The organism is uncultured Methanobrevibacter sp., assembly GCF_902769175.1.
GTDB lineage: Archaea > Methanobacteriota > Methanobacteria > Methanobacteriales > Methanobacteriaceae > Methanobrevibacter.
This window is the reverse complement of the sequence record NZ_CACXNW010000009.1, coordinates 37,823-49,677: the sequence shown is the minus strand read 5'-3', so window position 1 is coordinate 49,677 and position 11,855 is coordinate 37,823. Positions and strand designations below refer to the sequence as shown.

At 28.9% G+C, this 11,855-nt stretch carries 7 protein-coding genes and 1 pseudogene; all 8 read right to left on the bottom strand.

Annotated features, from left to right (window positions below; genetic code table 11):
* Window positions 1–2,081 precede the first annotated feature (2,081 nt).
* The 8 genes and pseudogenes from QZV12_RS04390 to QZV12_RS04355 all read right to left on the bottom strand — a co-directional run bounded on the left by QZV12_RS04390 (window position 2,082) and on the right by QZV12_RS04355 (window position 11,756).
* Window positions 2,082–2,759: a hypothetical protein gene (locus tag QZV12_RS04390; RefSeq protein WP_295617795.1), complete on the bottom strand. Its 678-nt coding sequence runs from the start codon at window positions 2,757–2,759 to the stop codon at window positions 2,082–2,084.
* Between the two features lie 61 nt (window positions 2,760–2,820).
* Window positions 2,821–4,404 carry a DUF530 domain-containing protein gene (locus QZV12_RS04385; protein ID WP_295617792.1) on the bottom strand — a complete coding sequence of 528 codons (1,584 nt, stop codon included), beginning with the start codon at window positions 4,402–4,404 and terminating at the stop codon, window positions 2,821–2,823.
* A gap of 348 nt (window positions 4,405–4,752) precedes the next feature.
* Window positions 4,753–6,802 (bottom strand): annotated as a pseudogene (metG, locus tag QZV12_RS04380) (methionine--tRNA ligase).
* 323 nt (window positions 6,803–7,125) lie between these two features.
* On the bottom strand, window positions 7,126–8,070 hold the full coding sequence (locus QZV12_RS04375) for a hypothetical protein (RefSeq protein WP_295617789.1): 945 nt from the start codon (window positions 8,068–8,070) through the stop codon (window positions 7,126–7,128).
* 401 nt (window positions 8,071–8,471) lie between these two features.
* Entirely contained in the window at window positions 8,472–9,812 is a 1,341-nt protein-coding gene (locus QZV12_RS04370; protein WP_295617786.1) for an FAD-dependent oxidoreductase, read from the bottom strand.
* A 486-nt stretch (window positions 9,813–10,298) separates the two neighbouring features.
* Window positions 10,299–10,529, bottom strand: a complete 231-nt coding sequence (locus tag QZV12_RS04365) for a hypothetical protein (protein ID WP_295617782.1) — start codon at window positions 10,527–10,529, stop codon at window positions 10,299–10,301.
* A 39-nt stretch (window positions 10,530–10,568) separates the two neighbouring features.
* Complete coding sequence (gene rpiA / locus QZV12_RS04360) at window positions 10,569–11,237, bottom strand: ribose-5-phosphate isomerase RpiA (RefSeq protein WP_295617779.1); 669 nt, start codon at window positions 11,235–11,237, stop codon at window positions 10,569–10,571.
* Between the two features lie 78 nt (window positions 11,238–11,315).
* A complete protein-coding gene (locus QZV12_RS04355) occupies window positions 11,316–11,756 on the bottom strand; it encodes a UPF0179 family protein (protein WP_295617776.1) in 441 nt (146 codons plus the stop codon).
* Between the last annotated feature and the right edge of the window lie 99 nt (window positions 11,757–11,855).

The following is an 11,855-nucleotide window of genomic DNA, read 5'->3' as shown; positions in this document are numbered from 1 at the left end:
TAAATTTACCTCCTTAATAAAAAATTTAATTAATAAAATTTGTCCAACCAAATAATAAACATTTAGAAATATTAAAGAATTAAGCATTTGAGCTAATGGAATTTCATTATTCTTTTCTCATTTTTTATTTAATAAATTTCCTTCATATTTCTTTAAGTTAAAACACCTAATTTTTTAATAGATTAATTTATTATTTCCTTTATACACACAAAAACCATAATGTCCTATTTTTCAGATATGCCAAGTCTTACAATAATTTCAATAAAATTCCATTTTTATATTTTGCATAGAAAATAGAACATATGAAGTTTTTAATTTAAATTTAACCCTTAAATACAATATTCAAACATATAATCTGATTTATCTCCTTTAATAATAATTTAAATCATATAATTCGAACCATTATATGATTGCTTTTAAGATAATTTATTTTTAATAATTATCCTTTGATTGATTTGAGAATAAGAGAATCTGTTTATTCCATGAACCAATCATTTAAATTTGAATAATGCAAAAACAACCATATAATTATTTTTTGATATTCAAATTATACTCATTCAAACAACTAAAATATTTTTCAAACCAAATTATATGAATATTCCATTATTGAGTAAATTTAAATAATGCAATAGCTTATTTTGAATATAAAAATCTTTTTAGAGTAAATTCAAATAATGCAATAGCCTTTTTTGAAGTATAAAGGTGAATCAAATTTATTTAATTAAATTTGCGATAATCATATAATTTATGAAAAATATCATTCAACAAACTTTGTACAAAAATCATATACTCTTTAAAATCATATTTTGACCAAGCTTATAAAAACAGCCTATTTTTCCATCAACAGTTAGCTAATAAATATTCTGTAAGACTAAATATCAATTAACCACCTATTAATTTGAAATAAGCAATTTCCTGCAGCTAATACATTTTAAAGCCCATATGACTTATTAATTTTCAACATCCTTAATTATATAATAAATATAAATACATATTTTTTATAGTAAATTTTTTTTAAAATTTTGTAATAATATCTTCTTTATAACTTAATCATTATCTATTATCCTCTAAAAATCTTCATTTGTTGATTTCTAAATAAGCTCTTAATCCTCACTAACCAGACTCCCAAAAGGCCAGTGAAATATTCAATAGGTATTCAAAGCAAAATCACTCCCAAAAATTTAGCAATGAATGAATATTAAATATTGGACTTTGACAATTATTTAAACAAATCACCGAAATTACAATATTATAAATGATAAATTTAATATTCAATACAAACTTTTCAATAAGTTCCAAAAGAAAAAAATAATAGCTGATTAATTATAAGAAAAGCAAAAAAAGAAAGATAAGAACATTTATCATAAAATGAAAATAATCAATAGACTTAAAAAAAATGAAAATACAATTAATATCCTAAAACAAAGAATGACTCCCAAACAATCCTTATTCTATTCATTAACAATAATGTCACTTGTTTTGAAAAACCTATAAATCATATCATTACAATAATAAAAAACCATAACTTTTTTTAATCCCTTAACCTATCCTTAACCTAGTTATGTATTTTTTATTCGATGGAAAATTATCAAAAATTGTCCATATTACAGTATATATTTATTTAATATAATATATATAAATTATGAAATGATTTTTCTGAGCCTTAAATAGCAAAATAAGTAAAAATTAACTAAATTTCGGAATTTAAATAAATAATACACCATACAAATAAATAAGGGATTTTAGGAATTTAAATATAAAATTTTTAAAGAAATTTATCATTAAAATTATACTTAATGAGATAAAGTATCAAATAAATAATCATATTTTCAATATAATGATAAGTATGTAAAAAACGATATATCGATTTAAAATTCAAGGACAAATAATTGGTAAATTTCATAAAAAAAATAGAGAAAAAACAACCAATGTATTAAAGAATATTATTAAAAAATTAATCAAAGATTACTAAAAAAATATTAATTAATTAATAATAAAAAAATATTAATTAAAAATATTATTAATAAATAATAAAAAAAATATTAATTAAAAATATTATTAATAAATAATAAAAAAAGAGATTATTTCTTATTTAAGATGTAATAAATAGACCTGACAGGTATATTAAGTTCCTTAGAAATCTCTTTAGGTTTCAATCCTGCCTCTTTCATATATTTGACTTTTGCTCTACATTCATCATCATATTTTCTATTGTAATTCTTTACATTGATCTTATCAAAATACTTTGATTTGATATACTTGACATTTGAAGCAGGCATGTCTAAAATAGCTGAAATCTCTTCAGTTTGCTTTCCTTCATTGAATAAGTCAACAACCTGATTGATTTGAATCATTGAATATTTTTTCTTTCCCCAGTTATATTTCACTTCAATTGAAATTCCCACTTCATCTAAAGCTTTGATATATTTAGGGGAAATCCTATTATAAATGCTTTTAGGACAGGTAATTCTTTTTAAGGAACGATAAGTATCCATAAGTTCAATGATTTTTTGTGATGTAAGTTGTGTGGATATGTGAATTTCCACAGCATTGATATCATATTCAGAATCAGTTTCCAAAGGCCTTTCATCAAAGATATCCAATTCCTCTTTTGACTCTGGATCTAAATTGTCATAATCGATTCCATCATCAAAATCGTCAAAATCATCCTCCTCATCGTCAAAGTCTTCATAGTAATCGTCATCAAAATCATCGAAATCTTCGAAATCATCATCAAAATCATCAAAGTCTTCAACCATGAAAAACACCTTACTTTATGAAAAAATTCTTCAGAACCCTTTGCCAAATGGGACTTAAGATTTAGGATTTGTTCTTTACCAAATCAATGAAATCTCTGGAACGTTTAGTATTAGGTTTTCTAATACTTTTCATATTATTTATCTCACGTTTAATGCTCTTTTCCCCTACTTTAAATGCTTGAGAAACTTCTTTAATGTTATAATTAGAATTGGTGAAGACTATAGCAGGGCCAACAGCTGCATAATTAAGCTTAATGTGCAAATTCTTTATCCTCTTTTCAAACTTAAACTTCTTGTGCAACAATAAGTCCATTTCATCAACAGAGATAATATGTTCCCTTTCCTTATCCTGCAATAGCTTAACCACTTGACTATGTGGATTTGAAAATACCTTACGTTGCTGTCTGTCAATATCTCCACGAATGTAAGGGAAAGGTGAACCGTAACGTTTTCGCCTATCTTGAGAAGTGCATAAGTAATATTTGGAAATGTCCCATAATATCAAGGTAGGAGCAATGTCTGCAAAGATTTTAGTCTTGATCTTATCTCTTTCCTTTAAATCCTTTTTTAGCTTCCTATCCAAGTTGCCATACTTATCCATCAAGCCTAACTCTTCAAGGCTCTTATTGATCTTATCAGCTCTCCAATCTTCAAGATCGCTTGCTTCAATAAACTCAGGCTTTTCCAAATTAACTGAATAAATGATTTCATCATAGATTTTAAGATTGTTTAAATCCTTGATTTTATCTTGGAAAATATCTTCTCCATGACGTTCTATAATATCTTCAGCATGTTTTACATAGGCCAAAGCCAAATTAGTGCATGTGTGCTTATCATTTATGATTGTTGGCTTAGTTCTGTGGAATTCCAACCTTTCAATACGAACTCCCTTACCAAATCTTCTCCTAAGCTCCTCTTCATAACTGTCTGCAAATTCACTGTCAAGAGGCACTCTTTTAGTAATGGTTCTGCCATTTTCCTTATATTTAACAATAGGAGTGACAGTTTTAACCACACCTCTCCTTTGTTGCTTTAAGATGTTTAAAACCCGTTTAAAGGATTCTCTGCCCCAACTGGATAATCCAGACATTAATACCATATAATTACCGGATAAAGGAAGATATGGAATTATTTCAAGCCTATGAACGCCAGAATGATTAATCTTAAATTCAAAATCCTTAGAACCGCATTTGCATGTCTTTGACTGTTCTAAAAAGCTGCTTACACTATAAGACTTTTTGCATTCATTGCATCTGATTTTAGCATATTCCTCTAAATTGCCTAATGCAATCCTATGAGCTGAAATAGCATACTTTACCCTATCAAAACTGTTCTTTTTAGCAGATGCCCTATTTCTAAAGATTTGATTGTGGCGACTGATTTCTCCTAATTCCTCAACTTCAACATCATCATTAACACGGGAACCATAACGATTTAAAGATCTGAATGGAGCAGTGTAACCGCTTTCATCCATACTCTCTTTCATCTCTTGAAGCTTATCTAAATTACTCTTAAGAAGTTGATAGATTTCTAAAAAGGACTCTAAATCTTTAAAATCCTTTTTTAGATTAGTTAAATCTAATCTCTCCTTCTCTATTTCATTTAGAAATTTTTCAGATTCCGTTATCATTAATGATTCATCCATAATATCACCGTGAGGACTTTATAAATTCGCCGCCAAGAATTTATATTTTTAGGATATTATAAATTAAGCTCAGTTAATTTTTATCCAATGTTTTTTTCTATGGACAATATAATTAAACTTCGCTTAATATAAATCTTTTGATATGCATTTGAATTTCTTAATATGTTTTTTTAAAAAAATAAAATGAAAAAAAGCAAATAGAAATAATTTACCTTTTCATAAATTATAAAATGAAAAAAGCAAAATTACATAAGCAATCGCCAATTTCAACTAATTAAAAAATGAAAAAAGCAAAATTACATAAACAATTCGCCAATTTCAACTAATTAAAAAATGAAAAAAGCAAAATTACATAAGCAATTCGCCAATTTCACATTCATCAGGAGTTAAAATAGCTGCACTTTCAGTAGCCATAATCATTCCTTCAGACTTTTCACCCATTAATTTAGCTGGTTTTAAATTGGTTACAACAGGTACTTTTTTACCTACTAAATCTTCAGGAGCATATCTTTTACCTAAACCTGCAACTACTTGAATGGTTTTATCTCCAATGTCAATTTGAGTCTTTAATAATTTGTTAGATTTTTCAATCTTTTCACATTCTAAAATCTTGCCTATTTTAATTTCCACTTTAGCAAAATCATCAATACTAATTAAATCCATTTTTTTCACCTTCATCTTCTTTTTTAGAGTCTTTGCTCTTCTTGTCTTTAGAGTCTTTATCCTTAGACTCTTTCTTATCAGATTCGGAATCTTCCAAATTCTTGTATAATTTTCCTTTTTGCTCTTCAATCACTTTATCTTCAATCTTTTTGAATAATGGTTTGGCCTTGTTGATTTCATGGCCAGTTTCTAAAAAGACTTTAGCATCATCCCACTCATTTTCAGTTGGGATATTGATTATATTGCAAATGGCATCAGCCTTGTTTGGAATATAAGGCTTTAACAATACAGCCATTGCCTTACATAATTGATTAGATAAATATAAGCAATTTGAAGCTTTTTCCATGTCTTCTTTTACAGCTTTCCATGGCTCTTGATCATTAAAGTACTTGTTACCCTTTTTGGCAGTCAAAATGATCTCAACTAATCCTTCTCTGAATTTCATGTCTGAAATCAAGTCACCTACCTTATCAGGCAATTCTTTAATGGATTGCTCAAATTCCAAGTCTGCTTCGCTTGGATTTTTATATTCAGGTACTTTTCCATCAAAGAACTTTTTAGTGAATGTAAATGTTCTGTGGAGGAAGTTTCCTATTACATCAGCCAATTCATCATTGATTCTTCTTTGGAATTCATCCCAAGAGAAGTCAGTATCCTTATTTAAAGGAGCATTTATTGTAAGGTAGTATCTAAGCAAGTCAGAATCAAAGTCCTTTACGAAGTCAGCTACCCAAACAACCCAGTTTTTACTGGTAGACATTTTTCTGCCTTCAAGGGATAGGAATTCACCTGCAAAAATGTCATCAGGTAATTTACAGTCACGTCCAAGCAACATTGCAGGCCAGAATAATGAGTGATGATAAATAATATCCTTTCCAATGAAATGAACTACATGACCATTCCAATAGTCTTCCCATGGAATTCCAGTTCTTCTAGACCAAGCTGCAGCAGAGGAAATGTAACCGATAAATGCTTCTCCCCATACATAAATCACTTTGCCTTCTGCACCTTCTAAAGGCACTGGAATACCCCATTTCATATCACGGGTCATGATCCAATCCTGAAGGCCTTCCTTTAACCAGTTTTCAGCATAGTTCCTTACATTTGGAGGCAAGTATTCATTTGTGCTTATGTACTCTTCAAGAGGTTTTTGGAAATGACTTAATTTAAAGAAGTATTGTGTACTGTCACGAATGACTGGAGTGTTTCCGCAAGTTAGACATTTTGGTTCAACAAGCTCAATAGGGTCTAATGCCCTTCCACAAACTTCACAGTGGTCTCCTCTTGCTTCAGCACCACAGACAGGACAGATTCCTTCAACATATCTGTCTGGCAAGAATTTTCCACAGTTTTCACAGTAAAGCTGTTGGATTGTTTCTTCATAAATCAATCCCTTATCATAAAGATACTTGAAAAAGTCCTGTGAAATCTTATAGTGTATCTCATCAGTGGTTCTTGCAAAGTTATCAAAAGAAATGTCACAGCTATTTATATCTTCTACAATCATATCATGGTAACGTTTTGCAACTTCTATAGGCGCTTTGCCTTCAGCATCAGCCTTAACTGCAATAGGAGTACCATGCTCATCAGTAGCACATACCATCAATACCTCATTTCCAGCCATACGATTATATCTTGCATAGATATCTGCTGGAATATAGGTGGATCTTAAATGTCCTAAATGACATGGTCCATTTGCATATGGAAGTGCACATGAAATAAATATTTTAGTCATTAAATCCTCTCCAAAGCGTAAATTGTTTTATTGTATTTTATTTATAATTTCTAAATAATCGTTAATTTCCTAAATGAAGCAAAATTATATAAATATAATTTATATGATTATCATTTATCATTATAATATATATACTCTGTTATATAAATAAGTAATGATTAAAAAGAAAAAATTACAAAAATAAAAAATAGATATTGCAATGATAGTTTAAAAAAGTTTTTAAACTAAAAATTATTAAAAAATAAAAAAGAAAAAAGAATTGAAAAAATCAATATGGGAAAAAGGAATATTGAAAAAGAAAATTAAAAAAGAAATAAAATAAGTTATTTACTCCTTTTCACATATTTTAAAACTCTTTCTAAAGGAATATCATAATCTTTAGAAATCTCTTCAGGACTTTTAAATTCTAAAAGAGCGGGAATAAACTTTTCTTCAGACTCATCAACCCCTTGCCTCTTACCAATATCAATACCCTGCTTCTTACCAATATCAATACCTTGCTTTTTGCCAATATCAATACCTCTTCTAAACCTATTGTCCATCATTGCATCTCTAAACTGCTCTTCAAACGGCCTAAGTTTTAATTCAGACATAGTAAAACAATTCCTTGCTTTCTCTAACTTCTTTTCATCAAGTACAGATTTTCCCAACCACAAAAAATATGATCTCTCTACGATTAATCTTAATTTATAATCCATGGGAATATCTTTCAACAAACTTATACACTTTAATACACACTCATCAAATTCCATATTAATGTTAAATTTTGGAAGCCAAATCAAATCAAAACAATCAAAAACATTCAATTTAATATTTTCATTGATCTTATAAAGAATATTGTTTAATCGAATATTGCCTTCAACTTCTCTTGTAATGAACCAATTTGGATTGAAAAACATCACCTCATTTAAGTAATCTACTTTTTCAATAGGTAAAGCTCCAGTATAAAAAATGAAGGGATGAACATATCTTCCAGAATTCAAATGCAGAATTACAGAATATTGATAATCCCTCTGCATTAATCTGGAATTAATGGAGGAATGATGTTCAATATTTATCAAATCACCATTTATCCTTTGTCTAACTGAATCTAAGTTTAAATTCTTATAATCCAAAGATATTAATCTATTGTCATATCTGCCGACTATATCGTTGAAATTAGTAATATATTGTGGAAATTCTTCAGTTTCAGACATGCATATAATAAATATCTCATCCTCAGTATCAAATCTAAATGGAACTTGAGAGTAATTTGAATTAGTTTCCATAATTACCCTCCAAACTTATTATTTACTCTTTATTTTATTTTTAAACCTATATAAATCTTTCTTTTTTGATAAAATTACATTTTAATTAGAATTTTTAGTTTACCATATAATATAATAAGTAAATCGTAAAATTAATATTTATTTGGAAAATTAAAGTTAAAAGAAGAAATTATATTCAATTTAAAAAAAAAAAGCATACAAAAAAATAAGAAAAATAATTAGCAAAAAAACAATACTGCAAAATTACTAAAATAAGAAAAAATAAGAAAACAAATTAGGAAAAAAAACAATATTGCAAAATTACTTAAATAAGAAAAAATAAGAAAAGAAATAGCAAAAATAAAAAATAAATATTGCAAAAATAGGAAAAAAGTAAAATAAAAAATAAATAAAAAGTTTATTTAATTATCAAACTTCTTACTTACCTCTTCTACAGCCATTACCAAGGGGTCAATAACCATAGATACTGGAGGTGCATATGCAAACTCCATATTACTTAATTCAAAGCAGGTTAGTTCTTCAGTAATGGCTAAAGTCATAGTATCAATTCTTTCAGCCACTCTCTCCTCTGCAATGATTTGGCATCCAATAATAGTTCCATCTGCATCACAAATAACCTTTACATTCATTGGCTTTGCATTTGGATAGTATCTTGCCCTTGTCAATGCTTCTACTTTTGCTACAACTGCCTTGATGCTGTTTTGTTGAGCAAAGCTACGGGTTAGACCTACTGCTCCAAACTCCAAATTACCTACTTTTGTAACCATTGAATTTAAAACAGGGTTGAATCTGGAACGTTTGCCAGCAAGAGTTTGTGCTAAAGTTTTTGCTTGCCTTACTGCAGTTGTACCTAATTGGGAAACTGTATTTGATCTGAGTATTGCACTGTATGATTCTACACAGTCACCTACTGCATAAACATCAGGTACGCTTGTTGCCATTCTGTCATTTACAAGAACAGCCCATCTGCCGCAGTCACAACCGGCCATTTTAGCTAAATCCAATTCTGCCCTTACACCGGTAGCCAAGATGACCATATCTGCATCTGCTTCACTTCCATCTTCAAACACTGCAGTCTTTACTTTGCCGTCTTCACCTTTAAGCTCAGTGATAGGCTGGCCGAGAACCACATCAATGCCTTCTTCAATTAAATAATCAGTGATTATTCCTGCCATATCAGGGTCAAGGGAACGTGGAACAATTTGTGGCAACATTTCACATAATGTTACCTTAAGACCCATTTTCTTGAATGCATAAGCTATTTCAATACCAATTAAACCTGCACCTGTAACTAAAGCGCTTTTACAGTTTTGAGACCATTCCTTAACTCTTTTACCATCATCTAAAGTTCTTATCTTAAACACTCCATCTAAATCCACACCTTTCATAGGAGGTACAAATGGACTTCCACCAGTAGCCAATACCAATTTGTCATAGCTCATGGTTTTCTCTGATTCACCTTTAGTGGAGTATGTAATTGTCTTTTTAGCTGAGTCAACTGCAGTGACTTCAGTCTCAATTAGGACATCAATGTTCTTTGCCTTATAATCATCAACAGTTCTCATTACAATATCATCAAATGAGTGAATATTATCTGACAATACGTAAGGAATGGCACAAGGAGAATAGGATACGTGATTATCTCTTGTGAGTACAATAATTTCTACATTTTTATCTAATCTTCTAAGGTTTGAAGCTGTGGATATTCCTCCAGCTCCTCCACCTACAATAACAACTTTCATTTCCTCAAGTCCTTAAGATATTTTTTATAGTTAGTTGATCTTTTGTAGCCCATTAGTTTAGTTAACTAATTTATAGTTAGTTAAATTATAGTTAGTTAATTTATAGTTAGTTGATTTATAGTTAGTTGATTTATAGTTAGTTGATTTATAGTTAGTTGATTTATAGTTAGTTAAATAATAAATATGAACATTCCAATAAATTAATCAATGAATTAAATTGAAATTAATAGAATTTAATAAAATATAATATTATTAGAATATTATTATAAGTTATCTAAATTATATTATATATAGTTTCTTTATTTAAGTAAACTTAAAAAAATATTGAATTTATTAAAAAATATGTTTTAAAAATAGAGAATAAACAATCGCTTTTAAATTAAAATAATTTAAAAAATAGAAAAAAACAATACATTGTTAAATTAAAATAATTTAAAAAATAGAAAAAAGTTAAAAATAATAAAAAGAAAAAAGAAAAGAAATAAATTAATAGAGATTTCTGCGGCTATAAGCTTGATAGAAAATAAATATTCCAATAAGCAGCAATACAAATTGAGGGAATAAAGCATAGATAATAACTGGAATTAACTTTAATTCAGCCAATATCCAAAGAACTGCATAAATAATTATGACAATGCCTACAAGCATTAAAACCTTATTTAAAGTCTCCTTATAATCATATGGAAAAGGTCTCCCTCCTCCAGGACCAAATGGCATTTTATCACCAAAATCTAAAATAAATTCTAAAAAGATGAATTATAAATATTTTACACCATCTTTAGAACCTATGATAACTTTATCAACCATTTCAGTGAATAAACCGTTCTCTACAACTCCAGGAATAGTGTTTAACTCTTTTTCCATAGGAATAGGGTTTTCAATTTGACCAAATGCCACATCCAAGATAAAGTTTCCATTATCAGTTATGACAGGACCGTCTTTAGCTTGACCCATCCTTACTTCAACTTTACCTCCCATAACCTCTAAAGCTTTTGTAACAGGATTTAAGGATTCTGGAATAATTTCAATTGGAAGTGGGAAAGCTCCTAAAACATCAACAAGTTTAGATTCATCAGCAATGATAACCAATTCATCTGCAGAATAATCAACAATCTTTTCTAAAGTATGTGCTGCTCCTCCACCTTTAATTAAATTGAAGTCAGGATCAATCTCATCAGCACCATCTACAGCCAAATCAATTTCATGTTCGCTAAGGTCAGTTAATGGAATATTCCATTGACGAGCAAGCAATCTGGATTGGAAAGAAGTAGGAATTCCAATCACTTCAATTCCTTCATCTCTAACTCTCATACCTACTTTTTCAATAAAGTAAAGAGTTGTTGAACCAGTTCCAAGCCCTAAGACTTGACCATCTTTTACCAAATCAGCTGCGGCATAACCGCAATCTTTTTTCATTTGACTCATAATTAACACCAAATAACAATTATTTACCTAATGATTAGATTTTAAAACTCAATATTAACTTTTAAACATCTATAACCTTTATTTATCATATATTTTTACTATGCATTTTTGCAAGGACTTTTCACGTGGACAGTCTTTGAATTTACCTAAATCCTTAACATAAATTCCTTTTTCATCTTTAGAGATTCCTTCTGGGAAACACATATGCCTATAATCGCAGTCCTTATTTGAACATCCGTTACGACCAAAATCAAATGTTGAACCTTCAAAAACTCCTTTTTTATCAGTTAAAATAGTGAATTCAGCATCTTCAACAACTACCACATTAACCTTTTCACCTTCATGAATAGGACATTTCTGTTCAACATCCCGAACTTCTGTAATTACATACCTATGCCCTTCCTCTAATGAATCTATACAAGATGCCTTGAACCTGCAATTAGTACATTCTTCCATGGGCTCATGAAATACAAAACTCACTCCTTCCTTTGCTAATTCCTTTCCAATCAATGTAATCATATAATCATCCTAATTTAAATTTTTTAAGACACTCCAAATTATTTTTCAAGCAATAACACACTAAAAATTTAAAGAAGAATAATTTTAAAGAGAATTTAA

Bases quoted from the DNA above. Each gene is read 5' to 3' on its own strand.
- QZV12_RS04390 (WP_295617795.1), bottom strand. From the start codon at position 2,759: ATGGTTGAAGACTTTGATGATTTTGATGATGATTTCGAAGATTTCGAT.
- QZV12_RS04355 (WP_295617776.1), bottom strand. From the start codon at position 11,756: ATGATTACATTGATTGGAAAGGAATTAGCAAAGGAAGGAGTGAGTTTT.
- QZV12_RS04365 (WP_295617782.1), bottom strand. From the start codon at position 10,529: ATGCCATTTGGTCCTGGAGGAGGGAGACCTTTTCCATATGATTATAAG.
- QZV12_RS04375 (WP_295617789.1), bottom strand. From the start codon at position 8,070: ATGGAAACTAATTCAAATTACTCTCAAGTTCCATTTAGATTTGATACT.
- QZV12_RS04370 (WP_295617786.1), bottom strand. From the start codon at position 9,812: ATGAAAGTTGTTATTGTAGGTGGAGGAGCTGGAGGAATATCCACAGCT.
- QZV12_RS04385 (WP_295617792.1), bottom strand. From the start codon at position 4,404: ATGGATGAATCATTAATGATAACGGAATCTGAAAAATTTCTAAATGAA.
- rpiA (WP_295617779.1), bottom strand. From the start codon at position 11,237: ATGAGTCAAATGAAAAAAGATTGCGGTTATGCCGCAGCTGATTTGGTA.